A 23,723-nucleotide genomic window follows, 5' to 3' on the forward strand; every position below is an offset into this window, starting at 1 on the left:
CCGTACTACACGGCATCCCCCGGCAGGCACCGGCCGGGGACCAGACGCGCCGCACCTGGAGGGTCGTCCGTTGTTCAGCATCACCGTCCGCGATCACATCATGATCGCCCACAGCTTCCGCGGCGAGGTCTTCGGGCCCGCGCAGCGTCTGCACGGCGCCACGTTCCTCGTGGACGCCACCTTCCGGCGCGAGCAGCTGGACGACGACAACATCGTCGTCGACATCGGACTGGCCACGCAGGAACTGGGCGCCGTGGTGGCGGAGTTGAACTACCGCAACCTCGACCACGAGCCCGACTTCGCCGGCATCAACACCTCCACGGAGTTCCTGGCCAAGGTCATCGCCGACCGGCTCGCCGAACGCATCCACAAGGGCGCCCTGGGCGAGGGTGCCAAGGGCCTGGCCGGCCTCACCGTCACCCTCCACGAGTCGCACGTCGCCTGGGCGAGTTACGAGCGTGCGCTGTGACCGAGACGACTGTCCATCGCCCCTCGCCCCTGACCTACCTGCCCGCGCAGCGCGCCGGCTCGGAGAACGTCGGGATCATCCCCATGTCCCTGCGCACCGTGCACTTCGTCCTGCCGGGCGGCGTCGACGACCCGGCCACCCCGAGCGGCGGCAACGCCTACGACCGCCGGGTGAGCCTGGACCTGCCCGGCTTCGGCTGGCAGGTCCAGGCCCATCCCGTGAACGGCGACTGGCCCCGCCCCGACGCCGAGGCCCGAGCGGAACTTACCCGCGTCCTGCGCGAGTTGCCGGACGGCGCCGTCGTCCTCCTCGACGGGCTGGTCGCCTGCGGCGTGCCCGAGACCGTCGTGCCCGAGGCCGAGCGGCTGCGCCTGGCCGTCCTCGTCCACCTGCCGCTCGGCGACGAGACGGGACTCGACCCGGCCGTGGCCGCGGAACTCGACGCCAGGGAACGCCAGGTGCTGCGCGCGGTGGCCGCCGTCGTCGCCACCAGCGACTGGGCGGTACGCCGCCTCGTCTCCCACCACGGCCTCGCCCCCGAGCGGGTCCACGCCGCCGCCCCCGGCGCCGACATCGCGCCCCTCGCCCCCGGCACCGACGGGGTCTCGCAGCTGCTGTGCGTCGCCTCGGTCACCCCGCGCAAAGGGCAGCACCGGCTGGTGGAGGCACTGGCCGCGGTCACCGACCTGCCGTGGAGCTGCACCTGCGTCGGCGCGCTCACCCAGGACCCCGCCTACGTCGACCGGCTGCGCGGCCTGATCGCGGAGCACGGTCTGCAGGACCGTTTCCACCTGGCCGGACCTCGCGCCGGAGCCGAGCTCGACGCCAGCTACGCCGCCGCCGACCTGATGGTCCTCGCCTCCTACGCGGAGACGTACGGCATGGCCGTCACCGAGGCCCTCGCGCGGGGCATCCCGGTGCTCGCCACCGACGTCGGCGGGGTGGGCGAGGCGGTCGGCCGCGCCCCCGACGGCGGGGTGCCCGGCATCCTCGTACCGCCGGAGGACCCCGCGGCCCTCGCCGCCGAACTGCGCGGCTGGTTCGGCGAGGCCGACGTGCGGCGCCGGCTGAAGTCCGCCGCACGCGGCCGGCGCGCCGCCCTCGACGGCTGGGCCAACACCGCCCGCAGCCTGGCCGGAGTGCTCGGCCGGCTGCCGAAGGAACCCCGGAGGGCGGCATGACCACACCGGACACGTCCACGGAGACCGCCGGGCTCACCGGCACCATCCCGGTCCAGCCCGGCCCGCGGGAGCGGTCCGCCCCCGCCACGGGCGTGGCAGGGCGGTCGCTCCCGGACGCGGCGCGGCTCGCAGGAAAGGAACTCTCGGACATGGCGGATTCCGGCGCTCTCTCCCCACTTGCGGCTCAGGACACCGTGTCCCCGGAGGTGATTCCGGGGGCCGGGCCCGCTCAGCGGCCCGGTGAGCGGGCCACCGTGAGGCTTCGGGAGGACGAGGCGCACGAGGAGCCGCCCCGGTACGCGCCCGAGTGGCTGCAGCTCCGCGAGGCTGCGGACGCCACCGCGCGGGCCACCGAGCTGCTCGATCCGCTGCGGATCCGGCTGGCGAACCTGCCGATCCGGCACGGTGGGCTCGTCGTGCACGACCTGGGGTGCGGCACCGGCTCGATGGGCCGCTGGCTCGCCCCCCGGCTGGACGGCGCCCAGCACTGGGTCCTGCACGACCGCGACCCCTACCTGCTGCACTTCGCGGCCGTGGCCTCCCCGCGCGCCGCCGCCGACGGCAGCCGGGTCACCGTGGAGACTCGGCGCGGCGACGTGGCCCGGCTCACCCCGGACGCCCTGTCCGGGGCGTCCCTGGTCACGGCCTCGGCGCTGCTGGACGTCCTGACCCGCGAGGAGATGGACACCCTCGCCGCGGCCTGTGCCGGAGCGGGCTGCCCGGCGCTGCTGACGCTCTCGGTGGCCGGCCGGGTCGAACTGACCCCGGCCGATCCGCTGGACGCCGAGATCACCGAGGCGTTCAACGCCCACCAGCGGCGTACGGGACTGCTCGGTCCCGACGCGGTCGAGGTGGCCTGCGAGGCCTTCGCCGCACACGGCGCCACCGTACGGGTGCACCCGAGCCCCTGGCGGCTCGGACCCGACCAGCGCGAACTGACCGCGCAGTGGCTGCGCGGCTGGGTCGGCGCGGCCGTCGAACAGCGTCCCGAGCTGAAGCCGCGCGCCGACCGCTACCTCGCCGACCGTCTGGAGGCCTGCGCGGCGGGGGAGTTGCAGGTGGTCGTGCACCACAACGACCTCCTGGCGCTGTCCCGGCCGACGGACCGTGCCGCATGAGCGCCCAGACGGTGGACGCACCTCGCGTGCGCGACAGGGAGGCGGGTGCGGGGGAGGGGGCGTCCAACGCGTCCCGTGCGCACGGCACATCCGCCGACGACCGCGCTCGCACCCCTCTCGCCGCCGCGCTCTCCCGCCTCAACACCCGGGCCGCGCGCACCCACTTCGGCACCGTCGCCGGAGTCGCCATCCTCGCCGTCCTGCTGTGGCGGCTGGGCACCGGTGTCTTCCTCGACGGGCTGCGGCGGATCGACACGCCGACGCTCCTCGTGGCGCTCGGCATCGGGCTGGTTACCACCGTGTTCAGCGCCTGGCGCTGGCAGTTGGTGGCCCGCGGACTGCGCATCCGGCTGCCGCTCGGCCCTGCGGTGGCGGACTACTACCGTGCGCTGTTCCTGAACGCGGCGCTGCCCGGCGGTGTCCTGGGCGACGTGCACCGGGCGGTGCGGCACGGGCAGAGCGCCGGCGACCTGGGGCGCGGCGTGCGGGCCGTCGTCCTCGAACGGGTCGCCGGGCAGATCGCGCTCGCCGTCACCGGCGCGGCCGTCCTGCTCGCCCTGCCGTCCCCCGTGCGCGACCAGACGCGGCACTTCGTGGCGCTGCTCGCGTTCGCCGCCGCCGGCGCGTTCGCCATCGTCCTCGCCCTGCGGATGAACCGCGCGCCCTCGCGGCGTGGACAGGCCCTGCGCCGCGCCCTCGCCGAGGCCCGCGAGGGGCTGCTGTCCCGCCGCAACGGGCCGGGCGTCGCGCTGTCCTCGGCCGTCGTCCTGGCCGGGCACATCGTGATGTTCGTGGTCGCCGCGCACGTCGCCGGCCCCGCGGCCCCGGTGCTCGTGCTGCTGCCCCTGGCGGTCCTCGCGCTGGTCGCCATGGGACTGCCGCTGAACGTCGGCGGGTTCGGGCCCCGCGAGGGCGTGGCCGCCTGGGCGTTCGGCGCGGCCGGACTCGGCGCGAGCACCGGAGTGACCGTGGCCGTGGTGTACGGGGTGCTCAGCTTCGTCGCCAGCCTGCCGGGGGCGCTCGTCCTCGTCGTCCGCTGGTACACCGCGATGCGCGCAGGGTCCCGCCCCGCCGAACCCGCCCCGGAACCCGGCCGCGCGTCCGACGGGGACTATCCGCGTCCGCTCTCCGGCAATCCGGGGTCCTCGGAAGTGAGCAGCGAGAAATACGGACCGAAGGCGGCCGCAAGGCCGTTCAGCAGTTCCTCGCCCTTTTCCGCGGAACCCAGGGAGGGACGCCCGATGACACCCGATTCGGTATAGGCGGACATTCCGGTGGTGAGCAGATGCCGCCGGTCGTCCGCGACGAAATCGGCGGACTCGTGACCGGCCCGGACCATTTCCGGATGAGCGTGCAGAAGAATGGAGGTCTCGATTTCCCCCGCGTGCATGTCGGTGAGCGGCGAGGTGCGCACCCCGGCCGCGTCGAGGGCCGTCTGCCAGTCCTCCGCCGCGGGGAACAGCGCGAGGCGCTCACCGCGCGCGGAGCCCTCCTGAACGACGTTGCCCAGCACGTAGTTTCCGCCGTGACCGTTGACGACCACCAGGGCCTCGACGCCGGAGCGGCGCAGTGAGTCCGCGATGTCCCGCACCACCGCATGAAGGGTCACGGAGGAGATGCTGACGGTTCCCGGCCAGGCGGCGTGCTCGTGCGAGCAGGAGATCGTCACCGGTGGAAGGAGGTGCACCGGGTACGCGTCGGCGATCCGGCGTGCGATGGCGCAGGCGACCAGTGTGTCGGTCGCCAACGGGAGGTACGGTCCGTGCTGTTCGAAACTGCCCACCGGCAGGACGGCCACCTGCCGTGAGAGGTCCGCCCCCCGCGCCCGTGCGTCTTGCGTGGTGTCCGCCGGCAACGGACCATGTGCCGTCGGCCTCGGCCGCGTTTCCGAACCACTCATTGTTTTCCGGCCCTTCGTCTCTGCTTAGGAATCAGATCATGACAGAAGACCTCGCCGTACTCGGCAAGAAGTCGTCCCGGCGCACTGGTGTGGAGCGCGTCGTGAATGCCCCGCTGCCCACCGTGTACGGGCAATTCCAGGCGGTCGGCTACCTGGACCACGACCGCGGCGACGAACAAGTCGCCCTGGTGCACGGTGACATCGGAACCGACCGGGTCCTGGTGCGGCTGCACTCGGAGTGCCTCACCGGGGACGCGTTCGGCTCCCAGCACTGCGAGTGCGGCGACCAGCTCGCCGCCGCGCTGCGCGCCGTCGTCGCCGAAGGCAGCGGCATCGTCGTCTACTTGCGAGGCCACGAGGGCCGCGGCATCGGGCTGCTCGCCAAGCTGCGGGCGATGGCCCTGCAGGCGGAGGGCCTGGACACGGTCGAGGCCAACCTCGCGCTCGGCCTGCCCGTCGACGCCCGCGACTACGGCGTGGCCGCCGGGATGCTGCACGACCTGGGTGTGCGCTCGGTGCGCCTGATGTCCAACAACCCGCGCAAGCGTGAGGCGTTGGTCCAGCACGGCATCCAAGTCGCCGAGACGGTACCGCTGCTGATCCCGCCGTGCGAGAGCAACATCACCTACCTGCGCACCAAGCGGGAGCGGCTCGACCACCACCTGCCCCACCTGGACGCGGTGGCGCACCTGTCCTGAGCCGCGCGGCCCGGCACCGCACGACGGCCCCACCCGGGCCGGGACGCACCCGGCCGGCAGCCGGCGACGAAGCGGGAAACCCGGCGGGCGACCGCCGGGATCCCCCGCCCACTTCGCCCCGGACCCGGGGGTGGGGAAGCGGCCACGGGGAATGCGCGGCCCGGCCCCGCTGGTTGACCGGAGTATGACTCAGGACACGCCGTACGACGCCGCACAGGAAGCCCTGCTCGCGCTGCTCTCGGAAAGCCGCGGCGGGGTACTGGTCACGCTCAAGCGGGACGGCCGGCCCCAGCTTTCGAACGTCGCGCACGCCTACGACCCGGACGGGCGGGTCATCCGCGTCTCGCTCACCGACGACCGCGCCAAGACCCGCAATCTGCGCCGGGACCCGCGGGCGTCCTACCACGTCACCAGCCCGGACCGGTGGGCCTACACGGTCGCCGAGGGCACCGCGGACCTGTCACCGGTCGCCGCGGACCCGTACGACGAGACCGTCGAGGAACTGGTACGCCTCTACCGGGAGATCCTCGGCGAGCACCCCGACTGGGACGACTACCGCGCCACCATGGTCCGCGACCGCCGCCTGGTGCTCCGCCTGCGGGTGGACCGGGCCTACGGCATCCCCAAGCGCGCCGCCGACGGGTGAGACGGGAGCGGGGCCGGGGCGGCACCCGTACCCGTACGGCTCTCGATCGCCCGCAGGACCGCCACCATGTCCTGGCCGCCGTGGCCGAGCGACACGGTCTCCTCGAACAGGGCGTGGCACACGTCGAGCAGCGGTGAGGCGGTGCCGGACGCGCGTGCGGCCTCGGCGATCAGCCGGTTGTTCTTCAGCACGTCGAGGGCGGCGGCCTGGACGTCGAAGTCCCCGGACAGCAGCTTGGGCGCCTTCATCCGCGAGACCGGGCTGGCCATCGGGCCCGCGTCGAGGACGTCGAGGAACAGGCGCGGGTCGAGCCCCTGCCGCTCGGCGAAGTGGAACGCCTCGGTGAGTCCGGTCACCAGCGTGATCAGGAACAGGTTCACCGACAGCTTCGTCAGCAGCGCGCCCGGTGCGGGGCCGCACACGAACGTCTCCCGGCACAGCGGAGCGAGCAGCGGCCGTACGGTCCGTACCGCTCGCTCGTCACCGGCCAGCATCGCCACCAGCGCGCCGTTCTCCGCCGGTACGCGGGAGCCGGAGACGGGCGCCTCGACATAGCTTCCGCCCGCTTCTCGTACGTCGGCCTCCAGGGCGCGTGAGTACGCGGGCGAGGTGGTGCCCATGTGGACGACCACCCGTCCCGCGACGCGTGCGGCGAAGTCCGGCGCGCCGCGGCCGAGGGTCGCGTCGACGGCGGCGTCGTCCGCCAGCATCAGGAGCACCACGTCCGAGCGGGCGAACAGCTCGCCGGGGTCCGCCGCGACCTGGGCGCCGGCCGCGCGCAGCGGAGCGGTACGGGAGGCCGTGCGGTTCCACACGGTGAGGGGACTGCCGGAGCGGGCCAGCCGGAGTGCCATGGGCTGCCCCATGACTCCGAGACCGATGAAGCCGACGTTCACGAGGACCGCCCTGAGGTTCGGGACCGTTCTATGACGGCGGTCATAGTAGCGCCGCTCATGACGGCGGTCATAGGGTGGGGCGCGAGACGCGTACGGAGCCGGGAGGCCGACGATGACGGGCACCGAGCGGGGGCCGCGTGAGCGGATGGTGTTCAGCGCGGCCCAGCTCATCCGGCGCGACGGTGTGGGCGCGACCGGGATGCGGGAGGTGGCCGCCCACGCCGGGGCGCCCCGCGGATCCCTCCAGCACTACTTCCCGGGCGGCAAGGAACAGCTGGTCAACGAGGCGGTGGCGTGGGCCGGCCGGTACGCGGGCCGGCGCGTCGCGCGCTTCATGGCGGGCATGGCCGAGCCGACGCCGGGCGGGCTGTTCGCCGCGATGGTCGGGCAGTGGACCGACGAGTACGAGACGGCCGGCTCCCTCGCGGGGTGCCCGGTCGCCGCGGCGACGGTGGACTGCGCCTCGACCCGCGCGTCCACCCGGGAGGCGACCGCCGCCGCGTTCACGGCCTGGCGGTCGCCGGTCGCCGAGGCCCTGACGAGCATGGGCGTACCACCCGAACGGGCCGAGCCCCTGGCCACCCTGATGATCAGCTCCCTGGAAGGCGCGATCATCCTCTCCCGCGCCGAAGGAAACGTGGACCCCCTGAAAACGGTGTCCCACGAACTGGCCCCGCTCCTGAACGCGGCCGTGCCCTAGCCGCGCCTGCTCCCGCCCGTGCCGTGGTACGGCGTAGCCGGTGCCCGTGCGGCCGGTGGTGCGGTGCTCCGAGCGCTGCCCGCGCGTCGCCTCCGAGCCAGGCGCACGGACGCCTGGGCCGGCGAGTCGAACGCGGGCGGCGGAACCAGAACCCGGCGCCCGGTGGCGGTGGGGAGGCGCCACAGCGCCCCGGACGCGCCTCTGCGCTCGGCGGGACCCCCGAAAGACACCTGCGCGTTGCGCGCGCGACGGTGTGGCGCCTGAACGTGGCCTTGCGCTCGGCAGGGCCGTGCCTGCGCCCGGCGGTGCGTCTTCGTCGAACACGCCTGCGCGCCCGGCGGTGCGGTGGCCCGGACGCGGTTCTGCGTTCGGCGGGGTACTCCCGTGGTACTCGCGCCCGGCGGGGAGGCGCCCCGGACACGCCCGTGCGTGCGGCAGCGCGGCCCCCGCCGCCTCGCTCGCCGCGGGCACGTCCTGGGCGGCGGGCCGGGGTCAGGGCTTCTTCGGCTCGTCCGTCTGCGTCGCCTCCACCGCGTGGCCGCCGAACTGGTTGCGCAGGGCCGCGACCATCTTCATCTGGGGGGAGTCGTCCTGGCGGGAGGCGAAGCGGGCGAAGAGGGCGGCGGTGATCGCCGGCATCGGCACGGCGTGGTCGATGCCCGCCTCCACCGTCCAGCGGCCCTCGCCGGAGTCCTCCGCGTAGCCGCGCAGCTTCTTCAGGTGCTCGTCGTCGTCCAGGGCGTCGACGGCGAGGTCCAGGAGCCAGGAGCGGATGACGGTGCCCTGCGTCCAGGAGCGGAACACCTCGCGCACGTCGGTGACCGAGTCCACGGTCTCAAGGAGCTCCCAGCCCTCGGCGTAGGCCTGCATCATCGCGTACTCGATGCCGTTGTGGACCATCTTCGCGAAGTGCCCCGCGCCCACCTTGCCCGCGTGCACGAAGCCGTACGGGCCCTCCGGCTTGAGCGCGTCGAAGATCGGCTTCAGCCACCGGACGTGCTCCTCGTCGCCGCCCACCATCAGCGCGTAGCCGTTCTTCAGGCCCCACACGCCCCCGGAGACGCCCGCGTCGACGAAGCCGACGCCCCGCGCGTGCAACTGCTTGGCGTGCTTCTCGTCGTCCGTCCACCGGGAGTTGCCGCCGTCGACGACGATGTCGCCGGGTTTGAGCAGCGTCGCCAGCTGGTCGATGGCCCCCTGGGTGGCCCCGCCGGCCGGCACCATCACCCAGACCACGCGCGGTGCCTCCAGCCGGTCCACGAGATCGACCAGGCCGTCCACGTCGGACAGCTCCGGATTGCGGTCGTAGCCCACCACGGTGAGGCCGGCGTTGCGGAGACGTTCCCGCATGTTGCCGCCCATCTTGCCGAGGCCGACGAGACCCAACTGCATCGATGCCATCTCAGCTCACTTCCTGGATGTCGGACATTCAGACGGTCTCCTTGGCGCCCTCGCCGCGCAGCGCGACGGCGTACATCTCGTCGGCGTCGAGGCGGCGCAGCTCCTCGGCGATGAGCTCGGAGAGAGGACGGACCTTCAGCGCGAGGGTGCGCGGCGGCTGGCCCGGCAGGGTCAGCGTGGCCAGCGGGCCCTCGGGCCGGTCGATGACGATCTCCCCGTTGTCGGTGCCCAGCCGTACGGCCGTGACGACCGGTCCGCCGGACACCACACGGTCCGTCCGCACGCCCAGCCGGGCCTCCAGCCAGCGGGCCAGCAGCTCCGCGCTCGGGTTCTCCGCCTCTGCCTCCACGGCCGCCGAGGTCACCCGCACCCGGGCCTGGTCCAGGGCCGCGGCCAACATCGAGCGCCAGGGGGTGAGCCGGGTCCAGGCGAGGTCGGTGTCGCCGGGAGCGTAGGTGCGCACGCGCGCCTGGAGAATCTCCAGCGGGCGTTCCACGGCATACAGGTCGGTGATCCTGCGCTGCGCCAGCCTGCCCAGCGGATCCTGCGCCGGGTTCTCGGGCGCGTCCACCGGCCACCAGACGACGACCGGCGCGTCCGGCAGCAGCAGCGGCAGCACCACCGAGTCGGCGTGCTCGGACACCTCGCCGTAGGTGCGCAGCACGGCCGTCTCGCCCGTGCCCGCCTCGGAGCCCACCCGTACCTCCGCGTCCAGCCGGGAGTGCGTGCGGTCGCGCAGGGTGCGGGCGTGCCGCCTGACGACGAGCAGGGTGCGCGAGGGGTGCTCGCGCGAGGCCTCCTCGGCGGCCTTCAGTGAGTCGTAGGCGTTCTCCTCGTCCGTGACGATGACCATCGTCAGGACCATGCCCACGGCGGGTGTGCCGATGGCTCGGCGGCCCCGTACCAGCGCGTTGTTGATCTCTCCTGCGGTGGTGTCGGTCAGGTCGATCTTCATGGCCTGCGCCAGCTCCGTCCGTCTCGTGCGAGCATCTCGTCGGCTTGCGGCGGACCCCATGTGCCCGCCGGGTACTGCGCCGGCCTGCCGTGGTCGTCCCAGTACGCCTCCACCGGGTCGAGGATCTTCCACGACTCCTCGACCTCCTGGGGCCGCGGGAACAGGTTGGCGTCGCCGAGCAGTACGTCCAGGATGAGGCGTTCGTAGGCCTCCGGGCTGGACTCCGTGAAGGACTCGCCGTAGGCGAAGTCCATCGTCACGTCCCGGATCTCCATGGAGGTGCCCGGCACCTTCGAACCGAACCTGACCGTCATGCCCTCGTCCGGCTGGACGCGGATCACGATCGCGTTCTCGCCCAGCTCCTCGGTGGCGGTGGAGTCGAAGGGGGAGTGCGGGGCCCGCTGGAAGACCACCGCGATCTCGGTCACCCGGCGGCCCAGGCGCTTTCCGGCGCGCAGGTAGAACGGGACTCCGGCCCAGCGGCGGTTGGCGATCTCCAGGCGCAGCGCCGCGTACGTGTCGGTCTTCGACCGCGGGTCGATGCCGTCCTCCTGGAGGTAGCCGACGACCTGCCCGCCGCCCTGCCAGCCGTTCGTGTACTGGGCGCGCACGGTGTGGTGGCCCAGGTCCTCGGGCAGCCGCACCGATTTCAGCACCTTCAGTTTCTCGGTGAGCAGCGCCTCGGCGTCGAAGGCGATGGGTTCCTCCATCGCGGTGAGCGCCATGAGCTGCAGCAGGTGGTTCTGGATGACGTCGCGGGCGGCGCCGATGCCGTCGTAGTAGCCGGCGCGGCCGCCGATGCCTATGTCCTCGGCCATGGTGATCTGCACATGGTCGACGTAGGACCGGTTCCAGACCGGCTCGTACATCTGGTTGGCGAAGCGCAGGGCCAGGATGTTCTGGACGGTCTCCTTGCCCAGGTAGTGGTCGATGCGGAAGACCTGCTCCGGATCGAACACCTCGTGCACGATCCGGTTCAGCTCCCGGGCGCTGGCGAGATCGTGACCGAACGGCTTTTCGATGACCGCCCGCCGCCAGGAGCCCTTCGGACCCTCCGCCAGCCCGTGCTTCTTCAGCTGCTGGACGACCTTGGGGAAGAACCTCGGCGGTACGGAGAGATAGAAGGCGAAGTTGCCGCCCGTGCCGCGGGAGGAGTCCAGGTCCTCCACCGCCGCGCGCAGGTGCTTGAACGCCGTGTCGTCGTCGAAGTCGCCGGGGACGAACCGCATGCCCTCGGAGAGCTGCTGCCAGACCTCCTCGCGGAACGGCGTGCGCGCGTGCTGCTTGACGGCCTCGTGCACCACCTCGGCGAAGTCCTGGTCCTCCCAGTCCCGCCGGGAGAATCCGACCAGGGAGAAGCCCGGGGGCAGCAGTCCGCGGTTGGCCAGGTCGTAGATGGCCGGCATCAGCTTCTTGCGGGACAAGTCCCCGGTGACGCCGAAGATCACCAGCCCGGACGGCCCCGCGATCCGCGGCAGCCGCCGGTCCCTGGTGTCACGCAGTGGATTCCCCCAATCGGCCGCGGCCCCCACCGGCACCCGGACGTCGGACGCCTGGTCCTTCCTGGGGCCGGAGGCCGCGGTCGGGCCGGAGGCCGCGGTCCCAGTGGGGGCTGCGGCCACCGACCCCTGCGCCCGGGTGTGCGTCGCCGTCGGTGCCTTGCTGTCCGTGGGGCCGGCGCTCGGGGTCGTGGGCTTCGCGGCCGCGGTCGGTGCCCGGCCGCGGGCGGCCGGTGGGCCGGAGGCCGCCGCCCGGGAGGCATGCGCCGCCGCCTCGGTGGGCTTCTTGCTCATTCCGAGTCAACTCCCTTGCTGTCGAGGGGCCTGGCCACCGCCTCCGGCGGGTTGCCCTGCGGCTGGTGATCACCGTGCCGGGCGTGACCGGTTCGTGCGTCTGCGGAGTGTCCTCGTAATACAGGGTGTCCTCGTACGGGGGATCCCTCACCTCGATCCGCGGATCCGCCCGCGCCCGCGGCCGACCGGCACTCCGGGGCTGTCACGGTCAGGGCTGCTTCGGTCACAGTGAGCGTCTTCCATGCAGCGTTCGGATCATGCACGCGACGTGCGGGCACCGATGACGCACGGGCCCGCGACATGCGGGCCCGCGACATGCGGGCCCGCGACATGCGGGCCCGCGACATGCGGGCCCGCCCCACGCCGGCGCCCCCGCCACTACACGCCACCGGGGCCCCACGCGTGTGCGTGGAGCCCCGGTGTCCGGACCTGCGTGCCGGTCAGTGACCGAAGTCGAACCAGTTGACGTTCACGAAGTCCGCCGGCTGGCCGCTGCTGAAGGTGAGGTACACGTCGTGGGTGCCGGTCACCGGGCTGATGTTCGCCGGGACCGTCCTCCAGGACTGCCAGCCTCCGGTGTTGGCCAGCGCGAAGCTGCCGACGGGCGCGTTGCCGCGGTTGTCCAGGCGTACCTCGACCAGTCCGCTGACTCCCGGCGCGGCGCCGCTGGCGACCCGCGCGTAGAACTGCCGGGCCGCGGTGGAGCCGAAGTTCACGCCCTTGTAGAGGGTCCAGTCGCCGTTCGAGACGGCGCCGATGTTCTGGCCGCCGCCCGTGTCGGTGGTCGTCTCGGTGATGACGCCGCTCTGGCTGTCGTAGGACTCGGCCTGGATGGGGCTGTAGGCGTCCCGGTTGCCGGTCGGAGGAGGTGTGGTACCGCTCCCACCGCCGGAGGACTGGAGCACCTGCACATAGTCCACGGTCATCGGGTGGCCGGGTTCGGTGCCGCCGTCCGGGCCGCCGCCGAACGCGCCGGGGAAGCCGCCGCCCATCGCCACGTTCAGGATGACGAAGTACCCGTGGTTGGTGGCGTTGGCCCACGTCGCCGCGTCCACGTCGTTGGACCGCACGGTGTGGAAGTTGACGCCGTCGACGTAGAAGCGGATCTGCTCGGGGCTGGTCGACCTGTCCCACTCCATGGCGTACGTGTGGAAGCCGGCCTGGCAGGTGCTGCCCGTGCACGAGGTCGAACCGCCGAGGCCCGTCGTCTCCTTGCACGGCCCGTCCGGGTTGGTGCCGCAGTGCATGGTCGCCCAGTTGGTGTTGAGTCCCTGGACGTTCTCCATGATGTCCAGTTCGCCGACGCCGGGCCAGTTCCAGTAGTTGCCGCGGAAGGGCGCGCCCAGCATCCAGAAGGCGGGCCAGTACCCCTTGGCGGCGGCGCCGGTGACGTTGGGCATCTGGACGCGGGCCTGCACGCGCAGCTTGCCGCCGGCCGGGGGCTGGAAGTCGGTGCGCTTGGTCTCGATGCGGCCCGAGGTCCAGTTGCCGGCGGCGTCCCGGCGCGGCGTGATGAGCAGGTTTCCGTTGCCGTCGAGGGAGACGTTGCTGGTGCTGGACGTCATCGTCTCGATCTCGCCGGTTCCCCAGTTGGCGGCGCCGCCCGGGTAGGAAGTACCGGTGTCGTACTGCCAGTTGGCCGTGTTGACGCCGGTGCCGGCCGGGCCGTCGAACTCGTCGAGGAAGACCTGGGTCCAGCCCGACGGGGGCGTGGGGGCGGAGGCGTTCGCGGGCAGGATGCCGGCGGTGGCGGCGGCCGCCGCCAGGCCGAGCGTGCCGAGGGCGGCGACGAGCGCGCGCCGCACGGAACGTCTGCGGCGCGTGGCGGCGGGCGCGACGGGGGGTTCACTCATGAGGGGTGCCTCTCGGGTACGGAGTGGGGGTGCTCGATGCCGTGCTCGAACATGTACGGGGAGGTCTTGAGAGCGCTTTGCGGGGAGTGCCTTGAGAGCGCTCTCATCATGTGGTGCGCGGCCAATGTGCCCCCGGGCTCCGCCACCGTCAAGAGTTAAAACGAAGAAAGTCCTTGCGCGGATTGGGAGTTCAAGGCTTCACCCAACAGAAGGGACGTCCGACGTGTCCCCGCCCGGCCTCGCCGCCTCCGGGGGCGGGCGTGGACGTAGGGTGCAGGCGTGAGGCTGACGATTCTGGGCGGCGGCGGATTCCGTGTGCCGCTGGTGTACGGGGCGCTGCTCGCCGACCGCGCCGAGGGCCGGGTCACCGAGGTCGTCCTGCACGACCTGGACGCCGGGCGGCTGTCCGCGGTCAGCAGGGTGCTGACCGAACAGGCCGCCGGAGTGCCCGACGCGCCCGTGGTGCGGGCCACCACCGACCTGGACGAGGCCCTGCGCGGCGCGGACTTCGTGTTCTCCGCCATCCGGGTCGGCGGCCTGGAGGGGCGCGCGGAGGACGAACGGGTGGCGCTCGCCGAGGGGGTGCTCGGCCAGGAGACGGTGGGCGCGGGCGGCATCGCCTACGGACTGCGCACCGTGCCCGTCGCCGTCGGGATCGCCCGTCGGGTGGCCCGGCTGGCGCCCGACGCCTGGGTCATCAACTTCACCAACCCGGCCGGACTGGTCACCGAGGCCATGTCACGGCATCTCGGCGACCGGGTGATCGGCATCTGCGACTCGCCCGTCGGTCTCGGCCGGCGCGTCGCCCGCGTGCTCGGCGCGGACCCGGGACGGGCGTGGATCGACTACGTCGGCCTCAACCACCTCGGCTGGCTGCGCGGACTGCGCGTGGCCGGCCGCGACGAACTCCCGCGCCTGCTCGCCGACCCCGAACTGCTCGGCTCCTTCGAGGAGGGCAGGCTCTTCGGCGCCGACTGGCTCCGGTCGCTGGGCGCGATCCCCAACGAGTACCTGCACTACTACTACTTCAACCGCGAGGCCGTACAGGCTCACCAGGAGCCCGGGAAGACCCGCGGCGCCTTCCTGCGCGACCAGCAGGCCGGGTTCTACGAGGAGTTGCGGGACCCGAAGGCCGCCGCCCTCCCGGCCTGGAACCGCACCCGCGCCGAGCGCGAGGCCACCTACATGGCGGAGAACCGCGAGGCGGCGGGGGCGGGGGAGCGGGAGGCCGACGACCTCTCCGGCGGCTACGAGAAGGTCGCCCTCGCCCTGATGCGGGCCATCGCACGCGACGAGCGCACCACGCTGATCCTCAACGTCCGCAACCGGGGCACCCTTTCGGTGCTGGACGCCGAGGCCGTCGTGGAGGTGCCCTGCCTGGTCGACGCGAACGGCGCGCACCCGGTCTCGGTCGACCCGCTGCCCGGGCACGCGACCGGGCTGGTCTGCGCGGTCAAGGCGGTCGAGCGCGAGGTGCTCGCCGCGGCCGGGTCGGGCTCCCGCGCGACGGCCGTGAAGGCCTTCGCGCTGCACCCGCTGATCGACTCCGTGAACGTGGCCCGCCGCCTCGTCGACGGCTACCTCGCCGTCCACCCGGGCCTGGCGTATCTGCGATGAAGCGGGCCGCCGCGCGGCGGCCCGTGACCAAGGGGGAATGACGTGACCGTCACATGGCGAAGCGCCGTGTCCTACGCGCTCGTCGTTGTGGTGCTGTCCTGGCTGACCGGGGCGGCCGTGGACCTGGCGTGGACAGCCGCTTTCGCCGGCGGCCTCGGGGGATGGGTCTCCCTCTGGGCGACGGACCCGTGGAACGCGGTCTTCGTCGTGGCCGCCACCGCGTCCCTGACGCTGACCAGGGGGCTGCTGTCCGCGCTGCCGCGCGTGCGCGCGGTCCTGGTCGACGGGTTCGTCTACCTGGCGACGCTGCTGGCCTGTTCGGGGCTGTCGGCCTGGGCCGGCGGCGAGGACGCCCCGGCGGACACCGCGTCCATGATGGCGGTCTACTCGCTGTTCACGCTGCAACTCCCGGCGGCGTGGCTGCTGTGCGTGTGGCGGACGGGGCGACTGGAGGTCGTTCTCAGCCGGGCCTGAGAGCCCGGCTTGCCGGGCCGGTCGGTCGCTCCCCCGTAGTGCGACCGACCGTCCCGTCCCCCGTTCCCCCGTGGTCCCCCGTCTTCCCCGTTGCCCCCCACCTTTGAGAGTCGCTGGTCGGGGCCCTGATACACCCCGGGCGGAAAATTTCCGGAAGAAGTTCCGGAGGAAGTCCCGCACGGGGCGTCAGGAACGGGCGCTCAGCCCTTGAAGCCCGCGGTGATGGACGTGAACTGCCAGTTGTTCTGGCTGATGCCGGAGCAGTTCTCCGCCACACCGCCGCCCGGGCACGGCCGGTCACGGTTGACCGACCAGAAGGCGAGCCGGGCGATGTGGTGGCTGTTGGCCCAGTCGCGGATATTCGTCCAGATCGCCGTGGTCGTGTTCTCCTGCTGGTCGGACAGGCCGTTCATGCCGGAGATGCCGATGTGGGAGTAGGCGGTGGCGTCGTCCCAGCCGAAGGTCGACTTCAGCTTGGCCTTCAGGCCCTCGGCGGCGTTCACCGTGTTGCCGTACATGTCCGCACCGCCGCCGAAGTCGAACGGCATGATGGTGAAGACGTCGATGTCCGCGTTCAGCGACTTGGCCTGCTCGATGAGCCGGTTGCCGTAGTAGGTGGGTCCGGTCGTCGAGGTGCCGAAGGTCACGATCGTCTTCAGACCGGGGTTGTTGGCCTTGACGGTCTTCAACGCGGTGAGGATCTTGGCCTGCACGGCCTCGTTCTCGAACTCGTCCGAGTTCTCGATGTCCATGTCGATGGCCTTCAGGCCGTAGGCGCTGATCACCTTCTGGATCGCCCCGGCGAGCGCGCTCGCGGAGGAGCAGTTGGCGCCGAGCTTGCTGCCGCTCCAGCCGCCGAACGAGGGGACGATGTCACCGCCCGCCGAGCGGATCTGGTTGATGGCGGTCTGGTCGACGCCGCCGGTCAGCGGCCGCTGGCTGTCCCAGGACGGTGTGCAGCCGCCCGAGTCGAGCACGAACGCCATCGTGAACCACTTGATGCCGGTCGCGCTCATCACCGAGGTGGGGCTGGGCGGGCTGCCCCAGCCCTCGTACAGATACGGAGCCGCCTGCTTGAAGCCGCTGCTGCCGCCGCCGCTGCCGGCGTCCGTGGTGACCGTGACGGCGTTCGAGGCCCCCGAGACGTTCCCGGCGGCGTCGCGCGCCTTGACCGTGAAGGTGTAGGAGGTGCTGGGCGACAGGCCGTTCACCGTGGCGGTCGTACCGGAGACGCTCAGCACCTGGCCGGCGCCGCTGTAGACGTCGTACGCCGTCACGCCCACGTTGTCCGTGGCGGCGTTCCACTTGAGCGACACGCTGGAGGACGTCTTGCCGGTGGAGGTCAGACCCGTCGGCGCGGTCGGCGCCTGGGTGTCGCCGCCACCGCCGCCGCCGGGACCGTCCAGGCTGATGTCGTCGGCGTAGTAGGTGCCTTGCGCGTACCAGCCGTGGACGTAGACGGTCGCGCTGGTCTGGCCGGCGCCGGTGGTGAAGGAGACCGACAGCTGGCTGTACGCCGACGGGGACGAGGTCCAGGTCGAGGCGCCGCCGTCGACGCCGAGGTAGACGTAGGAGCCGCGCACCCAGCCGCTGAGCTTGTACGTCGTGTTCGGCTGGACCGGGACGGTCTGGCTGCACTGGGCGGTGTCGCTCGACGTCACCGCGCCGGCCAGGGCCTTGGAACCGCCGTGCACGGGGGAGGAGACGACTGAACCGAGGTTGCCGGTGCAGGTCCAGGGGGAGAGGCCGCCCGACTCGAAGCCGGGGTTGTTCAGGATGTTGGCCGCGTATGCCGTGCCGGGCAGCGCGATGGCTCCGGCGAGCGCCAGGGCCGCGGAGCCGAGCAGGGCGAGGAGCCGACGTCCGGGACGTCTCAGTGTGTCGCGCACGCTATCTCCCTGAAGATATGGGGGCGTTCGGGAGGTGCAGAGGTGCAGTGAGGCGCACGGCGGGCCGTGCGGGAGGTGCGCAACCAAGTTGGTATGGACCAATCCGGGTGTCAAGACATGACGCCGTGATTGGTCCCTACCAGTCCGGGACGGGACCTTGTGCCGGGGCCTTCGGCGCGGACGGCTGTCCCGGAGCCACCCGTGCGGGCCGCCATGCCGGATCCCCCGTGCGTGCCGCTACGCCGGAGCGCCCGTGGGGGCCGCCGCGGCCTGTGCGGGCATCCCGGTCCGCGGCCGGACCATCGCCTCCGGCCGCAGCGGACGCGGTCCCGACACCACCGTGTAGTCCTGTCCGAGGAACGGCGGCGCCACCACCCCCGGATCCTCGCCGAGCGCCAGCCGCACGGCGGCCCAGGGGGCGTTGACCCCGCACTGCGCGAGCTGGTGCAGTCCGCCCGCCGGGCGCGGGTTCACGTCGAGGAGCACCGGACGGTCGCCGTACATCCGGAACTGGATGTTGGACAGATAGTGCAGCCCGAAACCCTCCGCGATCCGCCGGGCGGGCTCCAGCCACTGCTCGTGCAGCGTGAAACCGCGGCGGCGGCCGTTCTTGGTGCGCCCCACGGCCAGCCGGATCCGGTTGTCCGGCCCGGTCAGGCAGTCGACCGACACCTCCGGCTGCTCCAGCCGGGGCATCACCAGCCAGTCCACCGGACCGTCCGCCTGTTCCAGGGCCCGCAGGACCAGGTCGAGCGGGACGTGCGGGCCGGGGAAGCCGCTCAACTGCCGCAGTGAGAAAGGCGCGCGCGTGATGACACGGAAGCCCACGCCGCCCGCGCCGGCCGCGGGCTTGAAGCACGCCAGATGCCCGGACTCCTCCAACTCCGTGACCGCCGCTATGAGTTCGCAGGCCGTCCGGACCCGCCACCACGGCGGCACCGCAACGCCGATCGACCGGGCCGCCTCGTACGCCGTCGCCTTGTCCGCGAAGACGGCCACCGCCTCCGGCGTCGGCGCGAGCAGCGCGGTGCCCACCGCCGCGAAGTCGGCGCGGTGCGCCACGATCGCGGCCTGGTTCAGCCGCGGCACGAACACGTCGATGTCGCGCCGCGCACACTGGTCGAGGGCGTACTCGACGTAGCCGGCCGGGGAAAGACCCTCCGGTTCGAGCTCGGCGGTGTCCGCGGCGGCCAGGACGGGCGAGTCGGCGTCGCCGTGCGTGGCATGGATCTCGACGGCCCGTTCACTGGGGTTTCTCCGCAGCTGGTCCATGAAGAAGACGTTCTCCGCGTACGTGCGGTTGAGCCAGACGCGTACGCGGGAGACCATGCGGGCCGCCTTTCGGGGGGACGCGGGCAGGGCGAAGCCGGCCGAGCCCGGCCAGAGGGGAGGGAGGGACACCAAGCCGCCCTGCGCGAAAGGGAGTTGGGGCGGCGGTGTTGGGGCGATCATACGACCTCCGCAGAGCGGGTCGTGCCACCCGCGGGCGCGTCCCGGTCCGCCGCGGGCCGGCGTCCGCGGCGGACCGGCACGCGCTTGTCTCCGTGCCGCCGGATGTGTTCTTGTGGTGCCCATGAGGTGGGTGACAGGGGGCAAGAAGTGACGGAAGAGGCCGGTGGGGCCGGGCGGTTGCTCGCCATCAGCGACCTGCACATCGGTTACAGCGAGAACCGGGCCCTGGTCGAGCGGATGGCGCCCGAGCGGGACGACGACTGGCTGATCGTGGCCGGCGACGTCGCGGAGACCGTCGCGGACATCCGCTGGGCCCTGAAGACGCTGGCGAGCCGGTTCCGCAAGGTGATCTGGGCACCGGGCAACCACGAGCTGTGGACCCATCCGAGCGACACCGTCACCCTGCGCGGCGTCGCACGCTACGAGCACCTGGTCGAGCTGTGCCGCGAACTGGGCGTGACGACGCCCGAGGACCCCTATCCGGTCTGGGACGGGCCTGGCGGCCCGGTGGCCGTGGCACCGCTGTTCCTGCTGTACGACTACTCCTTCCTGCCGGCGGGCTGCGCGACCAAGGACGCGGGACTGGCCTACGCGCACGACACCGGCGTGGTCTGCTCGGACGAGTTCCTGCTGCACCCGGACCCGTATCCGAGCCGCGAGGCCTGGTGCGCGGCCCGGGTCGCCGAGACCGAGCGCAGGCTCGAGCGGATCCCGGGCGATCTGCCGACCGTGCTCGTCAACCACTACCCGCTCCACCGGCACCCGACGGACGTCCTGCGGTACCCGGAGTTCGCCATGTGGTGCGGTACCCGGCGCACCGCCGACTGGCACCGCAGGTTCCGCGTGGCCGCCATGGTCTACGGCCACCTCCACATCCCGCGGACCACCCACCACGAGGGCGTCCGCTTCGAGGAGGTGTCGGTCGGGTACCCCCGAGAATGGCGGACGCGCTCGGCACCGCCGGGCAGACCGCGCCGCATACTTCCCCTGGAGGTCGGAACCCGGTGATCGAGGACCTGCTGCCGGACTCGGTGGTGTCCGTGGAGGCGTACGGCGACGACGGGACCGACCTGGCCCCGTTGCACCCCGAGGAGCAGGCGGTGGTGGCTCAGGCGGTCGCCAAACGCCGGCGCGAGTTCGCCGGTGTGCGTGCCTGCGCCCGCCAGGCCATGGAGAAGCTCGGCGTGCCGCCGCAGCCCGTACTGCCCGGCGAGCGGGGCGCCCCGCGCTGGCCGGACGGGCTGACCGGCAGCATGACCCACTGCGACGGCTACCGCGCCGCCGCTCTGGTCCGCGCCACCGACCTGGCCTCTCTCGGCATCGACGCCGAACCCCACGCCCCGCTCCCCGAAGGCGTGCTGTCCACCATCGCCCTGCCCGCCGAGCAGCGGCGTCTGGCGCAGCTGGACGCGCAGCACCCCGGGGTGCACTGGGACCGGATGCTCTTCAGCGCCAAGGAGTCCGTCTACAAGGCCTGGTTCCCGCTCACCGGCAAGTGGCTGGACTTCGAGGAGGCGGACATCGAGGTGAGTACCGCCGCGGGCCCGGCCCCGCGCGGCGGCTTCCGCGCCCGGCTCCTCGTCCCGGGGCCCGTGGTCGACGGACGGCGCCTCGGCCACTTCGAGGGGCGCTGGGCCGTTGCCCAGGGTCTGGTGGTCACCGCGGTGGCGGTCCCGCGCGCCTGAGGGTCACGGCGTCACGGTCCGGGGCACCAGCTGTGCAGGAGCCGGAAGAACTCCTCCTCGTTGCCCGTCAGGCCCGCCCGGGTCAGCGCCTGTTCCGCCTCGGCGAGCACGGAGGGCGGGACCACCGCCGGGCGGTCACCGCCCGGCGGGCCGTCGTCGAAGGCGGCGCGCACCGTGTACAGGAGCCTGAGATAGGCCTGGACGGCGGTGCGTTCGTGGTCGGTCAGTACGGCGGTGGGCATGGATGGCTCTCCCCGGTTTCGGCGTCACACGGTCACCCGCCCGGTCGCCCGGACGGCGCACGGCGCCTCCGCACGGCGGTGACGCGTCCTCCAGCTTGCCGCCCACCACTGACAACGCCCTCGCGCTGCGCGCCGGTACGCCCACTCGGCTCGCCCCGGATGGCCGAGGGATGCCACGATCCGGGCGGGGACGAAGCCGCAGATCACGTACGGCACTTGCCGGCCGGCAGCGGACCGGAGCTCTCCACCGCCTCCTTCTCCGCCAGGCCGAACCGGCCGCGCACGGCGCGGTGTGCGGCCAGCCGGCAACGCCGCACGCCCCTGCCGGGCAGCACGCGCCCTTCCCGCGTCACGACCCGGGGCGCTTGACGCTCTCCAGAAGCATGTCCAGCCACTCGGCGACCTTGTCACGGTGCTGGTCGGTGGGCAGTTGCGCGGCCCGCCAGGCGATCCCGCGCACGCCGTGGTCCTGGAGCAGCCGCTCCAGCGGGTCGTCGGCAGCCGTGTCCGCCTCCCGTTCGCGGTCGGCTAGGCGCTGGAGGAGTTCCTGCTCGGTGTGCTGGAGGGACCCGGCGAGGGCCTCGGGGTCCTCGGCGGTGAGGAAGCCCGCGTGCACCCGGAAGAAGCGCTGGATGGCGTCGCAGTGCTCCATCGTGGGGCGCCGGTCGCCGTTGATGAGGGCGCCCGCCTGCTGCCGGGACATGCCCGCGCCGTCGGCGATCTCCTGCTGGGTGTAACGGCGTCCGTTGGGCTTCAGGCGGGTGCGGCGCAGCAGGTCGAGCCGCTGCAGGAAGCGGGCCTGCACATCCGGCTCGCCCGCGGACCGGCCGCTGAGCAGGGTCCTGACCACGGGCTCCGGCACACCGGAGGCCGCGGAGAGGCGGCCGACGTCGAAGACCTCCGCCTGGGGCACGCCGAGCCGGTCGGCCAGCGCGGTGACGCGTGCGACGACGGCCGGCAGCGCGGCCGAGGCCGTGGCGCCCGGATCCTCGATGCCATCCGTCACCGACAGATCTCCTACGTCTCTCACAGGCTTCTCACAAAGGCGGGGTGCCGTGAACTTCCCGGAGGGTAACCGGTCGTTCGAACTCGCATCCAGGTCTCGCCACAATTGTGGCCAATTTCAGCCGTCAAGCGGCGTGGAATGCCACGATAGTTGACACGCCTCATGGATGAGAAGCAGGATCAAGGTGCCGCGTGAAGGCCGCAGAGGCAAGAGGGGTGACCTCCCGATGGCACATCAGGCAGGAGGGCCGCGGCCGGCGCCGCGGGCCGTCCCCGTTCGTTCCCAGGCGCAGGCCTACCTGCGGGACTACACCACGTTCCTGGAGGCCGTCCCCTTCCCGTCCCTCGTCGTCGACCAGGCGTGGGACGTGGTCCTGACCAACAGCGCTTTCACGTCACTCTTCCGCGGCGTCGGCCCGCATCCGACGGCCATGCCGGACGACAACTTCCTCCGGTTCGTCCTGTTCCACCCGGACGCGGGCACGGTCCTCGGCGAGCACGAGTCGCGCTGGTGCCTGCCGATGCTGGCGCACTTCGCCGCCACGGTGGAGCGCAGCGGCCACGACCACGGACTCCAGTCCATCCTCGAGGACATCGCCGAGGACCCCATCATGGAGGCCGCCTACCGGCAGGGGCTGCCGCACTGGATCCGCGCGGTCGGTGAGACGGCGGTCGTCTCGGACGGCGCGGTGCGTCCCCTGCTGCACCCCGACCCCCGCTGGGGCGCCACCGAGTGCCGCATCATCGAGGAGACCCCGGCGACCCTCCAGGAACTCGGCTACACCCGCCTCACACTGGTACTTCGCGAGGCCCGCCGTCCCGCGCCCGCCCGGCGCGCAACGGGACGGGCCCGCCGCCCGGCCGGCCACCTGAGCGTGGTCACGGCCCCGGAGGGCTGACCCGGCACCGTCGGCGTTCAGGTCGCCGACGGCGCCGGGCCGCCCCGGCCCCCTGGCGGTCACGAGGCCGTGATCACCAGGACCAGCGGTACGCCCCGGCACGGAATCAGCCGCTTCCCGGCCTGGGTCACGGGGCGGCCCCGGTCCAGCGCCCCGGAGAAGTCCGGCCCCCTGGTCAGGGAGCCGGCCAGATGGGCCGGGTCGGCGGAGGCCGCCACGCGGCCGCGGGCGTTCACCAGATGGGCGGGACCGGGCAGCTCGCGCAGCAGGGGCAGCACGGCCGCCTCGAAGTGCCGTAGATACACGTCCGCCGCGGCCACCCCGGCGAACCGGCCCGCCACCTGGACCGGCGCGGACAGGGTCAGGCTGTACTCCTCGGAGCACAGGTAGTCCACGTAGGGCCCGGCCACGGCTCGCAGCCCGGTGTCACGGGGCAGGGCGAACCAGTCCCAGTGGGTGTAGTCCGAGTACGCCGACTGCCGCGGATCCAGGTCGAGCAGCAGCGGCCGTACGTCCCCCCGCGCGGTGCACTGCCACCACTCCAGCCAGGCCGGCACGTCGGCCAGCAGCCCCGGCGCGGCCACGAATCCGGCCCCCGACACAAGGTCCTCGCGGCCCAGCCGCAGATGCAGTCCCGGCCGCAGCGCGGCGAGGTCGGCGCTCACCGGCGCGCGGCCCTCGGCGGCCACCCGCGCCAGCAGATCCGCCGTCTCGGCGCGGATCCCGGAGACGGCGTCGAAGACCGCCTCCAGTGTGCGGCCCACCCGCGCGGCGACGCGCTCCCCGGCGCACACCTCGCGCGTCGCGGTCGCCGCCCCGGCACCTGCGCGGCTCGTGCTCATGGCGTCCT

The 23,723-nt window shown here is 72.8% G+C and carries 23 protein-coding genes and 1 pseudogene; 12 read left to right on the forward strand and 12 right to left on the reverse strand.

Annotation, left to right across the window (positions count from 1 at the left end; genetic code table 11):
• The first annotated feature begins 70 nt into the window (after positions 1 to 70).
• From CG719_RS28070 to CG719_RS36760, 4 genes and pseudogenes are all read left to right on the forward strand, one after another.
• The gene (locus tag CG719_RS28070; RefSeq protein ID WP_100571503.1) at positions 71 to 469 is read left to right on the forward strand and encodes a 6-pyruvoyl trahydropterin synthase family protein; all 399 of its coding nucleotides are present in this window, start codon (positions 71 to 73) and stop codon (positions 467 to 469) included.
• A complete protein-coding gene (locus CG719_RS28075; protein ID WP_100571504.1) occupies positions 466 to 1,650 on the forward strand; it encodes a glycosyltransferase family 4 protein in 1,185 nt (394 codons plus the stop codon). The genes CG719_RS28070 and CG719_RS28075 overlap by 4 nt, the downstream gene beginning before the upstream one ends.
• A 149-nt stretch (positions 1,651 to 1,799) precedes the next feature.
• Positions 1,800 to 2,768: a methyltransferase domain-containing protein gene (locus CG719_RS28080; RefSeq protein WP_234375804.1), complete on the forward strand. Its 969-nt coding sequence runs from the start codon at positions 1,800 to 1,802 to the stop codon at positions 2,766 to 2,768.
• Positions 2,765 to 3,724 (forward strand): annotated as a pseudogene (locus CG719_RS36760) (lysylphosphatidylglycerol synthase transmembrane domain-containing protein); the annotation flags it as partial. The gene CG719_RS28080 and the pseudogene CG719_RS36760, both read left to right, overlap by 4 nt.
• 155 nt (positions 3,725 to 3,879) lie before the next feature.
• Here CG719_RS36760 and CG719_RS28090 read toward each other — a convergent pair.
• Entirely contained in the window at positions 3,880 to 4,668 is a 789-nt protein-coding gene (locus CG719_RS28090) for a creatininase family protein (protein ID WP_100571507.1), read from the reverse strand.
• Between the two features lie 38 nt (positions 4,669 to 4,706).
• On the opposite strand from CG719_RS28090, the gene ribA reads away from it, so the two are divergent.
• Both ribA and CG719_RS28100 read left to right on the forward strand, forming a co-directional pair.
• Positions 4,707 to 5,366: a GTP cyclohydrolase II gene (ribA, locus tag CG719_RS28095; RefSeq protein WP_100571508.1), complete on the forward strand. Its 660-nt coding sequence runs from the start codon at positions 4,707 to 4,709 to the stop codon at positions 5,364 to 5,366.
• Positions 5,367 to 5,550: 184 nt separating this feature from the next.
• Complete coding sequence (locus tag CG719_RS28100; RefSeq protein WP_100571509.1) at positions 5,551 to 6,012, forward strand: PPOX class F420-dependent oxidoreductase; 462 nt, start codon at positions 5,551 to 5,553, stop codon at positions 6,010 to 6,012.
• On the opposite strand, the gene CG719_RS28105 is transcribed toward CG719_RS28100, so the two are convergent.
• Entirely contained in the window at positions 5,979 to 7,079 is a 1,101-nt protein-coding gene (locus tag CG719_RS28105; protein WP_107488238.1) for an NAD(P)-dependent oxidoreductase, read from the reverse strand. The genes CG719_RS28100 and CG719_RS28105 overlap by 34 nt on opposite strands.
• Here CG719_RS28105 and CG719_RS28110 point away from each other — a divergent pair.
• Positions 7,021 to 7,608, forward strand: a complete 588-nt coding sequence (locus tag CG719_RS28110) for a TetR/AcrR family transcriptional regulator (RefSeq protein WP_100571511.1) — start codon at positions 7,021 to 7,023, stop codon at positions 7,606 to 7,608. The two genes, CG719_RS28105 and CG719_RS28110, sit on opposite strands and share 59 nt — an antisense overlap.
• A gap of 492 nt (positions 7,609 to 8,100) precedes the next feature.
• On the opposite strand, the gene gnd is transcribed toward CG719_RS28110, so the two are convergent.
• From gnd to CG719_RS28135, 4 genes are all read right to left on the reverse strand, one after another.
• Positions 8,101 to 9,000 carry a phosphogluconate dehydrogenase (NAD(+)-dependent, decarboxylating) gene (gene gnd, locus CG719_RS28115; RefSeq protein ID WP_100571512.1) on the reverse strand — a complete coding sequence of 300 codons (900 nt, stop codon included), beginning with the start codon at positions 8,998 to 9,000 and terminating at the stop codon, positions 8,101 to 8,103.
• Positions 9,001 to 9,037: 37 nt separating this feature from the next.
• Complete coding sequence (opcA, locus tag CG719_RS28120) at positions 9,038 to 9,964, reverse strand: glucose-6-phosphate dehydrogenase assembly protein OpcA (RefSeq protein ID WP_100571513.1); 927 nt, start codon at positions 9,962 to 9,964, stop codon at positions 9,038 to 9,040.
• On the reverse strand, positions 9,961 to 11,757 hold the full coding sequence (gene zwf / locus CG719_RS28125; protein WP_199836808.1) for a glucose-6-phosphate dehydrogenase: 1,797 nt from the start codon (positions 11,755 to 11,757) through the stop codon (positions 9,961 to 9,963). Before zwf ends, opcA begins: the two co-directional genes overlap by 4 nt.
• 440 nt (positions 11,758 to 12,197) lie before the next feature.
• Positions 12,198 to 13,610 (reverse strand): glycoside hydrolase family 16 protein, encoded by a 1,413-nt coding sequence (locus CG719_RS28135; RefSeq protein WP_100571515.1) that lies wholly within the window; start codon positions 13,608 to 13,610, stop codon positions 12,198 to 12,200.
• Positions 13,611 to 13,889: 279 nt separating this feature from the next.
• Here CG719_RS28135 and CG719_RS28140 point away from each other — a divergent pair, with 279 nt between their 5' ends.
• Together CG719_RS28140 and CG719_RS28145 are read left to right on the forward strand one after the other, a co-directional pair.
• A complete protein-coding gene (locus tag CG719_RS28140; RefSeq protein ID WP_100571516.1) occupies positions 13,890 to 15,227 on the forward strand; it encodes a 6-phospho-beta-glucosidase in 1,338 nt (445 codons plus the stop codon).
• Positions 15,228 to 15,269: 42 nt separating this feature from the next.
• On the forward strand, positions 15,270 to 15,701 hold the full coding sequence (locus CG719_RS28145; RefSeq protein WP_100571517.1) for a hypothetical protein: 432 nt from the start codon (positions 15,270 to 15,272) through the stop codon (positions 15,699 to 15,701).
• A 200-nt stretch (positions 15,702 to 15,901) separates the two neighbouring features.
• Here CG719_RS28145 and CG719_RS28150 read toward each other — a convergent pair whose 3' ends face one another.
• A complete protein-coding gene (locus CG719_RS28150; protein ID WP_100571518.1) occupies positions 15,902 to 17,590 on the reverse strand; it encodes a carbohydrate binding domain-containing protein in 1,689 nt (562 codons plus the stop codon).
• Positions 17,591 to 17,827: 237 nt separating this feature from the next.
• On the reverse strand, positions 17,828 to 18,919 hold the full coding sequence (locus CG719_RS28155; protein ID WP_100571519.1) for an ATP-grasp domain-containing protein: 1,092 nt from the start codon (positions 18,917 to 18,919) through the stop codon (positions 17,828 to 17,830).
• Positions 18,920 to 19,189: 270 nt separating this feature from the next.
• On the opposite strand from CG719_RS28155, the gene CG719_RS28160 reads away from it, so the two are divergent.
• Entirely contained in the window at positions 19,190 to 20,050 is an 861-nt protein-coding gene (locus CG719_RS28160) for a metallophosphoesterase family protein (RefSeq protein WP_100571520.1), read from the forward strand.
• Positions 20,047 to 20,727: a 4'-phosphopantetheinyl transferase family protein gene (locus CG719_RS28165; protein WP_100571521.1), complete on the forward strand. Its 681-nt coding sequence runs from the start codon at positions 20,047 to 20,049 to the stop codon at positions 20,725 to 20,727. Before CG719_RS28160 ends, CG719_RS28165 begins: the two co-directional genes overlap by 4 nt.
• Before the next feature lie 11 nt (positions 20,728 to 20,738).
• On the opposite strand, the gene CG719_RS28170 is transcribed toward CG719_RS28165, so the two are convergent.
• From CG719_RS28170 to CG719_RS28175, 3 genes are all read right to left on the reverse strand, one after another.
• The gene (locus tag CG719_RS28170; RefSeq protein WP_100571522.1) at positions 20,739 to 20,969 is read right to left on the reverse strand and encodes a hypothetical protein; all 231 of its coding nucleotides are present in this window, start codon (positions 20,967 to 20,969) and stop codon (positions 20,739 to 20,741) included.
• 203 nt (positions 20,970 to 21,172) lie between these two features.
• The gene (locus CG719_RS37225; RefSeq protein ID WP_267895373.1) at positions 21,173 to 21,304 is read right to left on the reverse strand and encodes a hypothetical protein; all 132 of its coding nucleotides are present in this window, start codon (positions 21,302 to 21,304) and stop codon (positions 21,173 to 21,175) included.
• A gap of 14 nt (positions 21,305 to 21,318) precedes the next feature.
• Positions 21,319 to 21,975, reverse strand: a complete 657-nt coding sequence (locus tag CG719_RS28175) for a helix-turn-helix domain-containing protein (protein ID WP_100571523.1) — start codon at positions 21,973 to 21,975, stop codon at positions 21,319 to 21,321.
• Positions 21,976 to 22,201: 226 nt separating this feature from the next.
• On the opposite strand from CG719_RS28175, the gene CG719_RS28180 reads away from it, so the two are divergent.
• Complete coding sequence (locus CG719_RS28180) at positions 22,202 to 22,873, forward strand: MmyB family transcriptional regulator (RefSeq protein ID WP_199836809.1); 672 nt, start codon at positions 22,202 to 22,204, stop codon at positions 22,871 to 22,873.
• Positions 22,874 to 22,932: 59 nt separating this feature from the next.
• Here CG719_RS28180 and CG719_RS28185 read toward each other — a convergent pair whose 3' ends face one another.
• Positions 22,933 to 23,715 (reverse strand): cache domain-containing protein, encoded by a 783-nt coding sequence (locus CG719_RS28185; protein ID WP_199836810.1) that lies wholly within the window; start codon positions 23,713 to 23,715, stop codon positions 22,933 to 22,935.
• Between the last annotated feature and the right edge of the window lie 8 nt (positions 23,716 to 23,723).

This window comes from Streptomyces sp. CB01373 (assembly GCF_002803075.1).
Classification (GTDB): Bacteria; Actinomycetota; Actinomycetes; order Streptomycetales; family Streptomycetaceae; genus Streptomyces.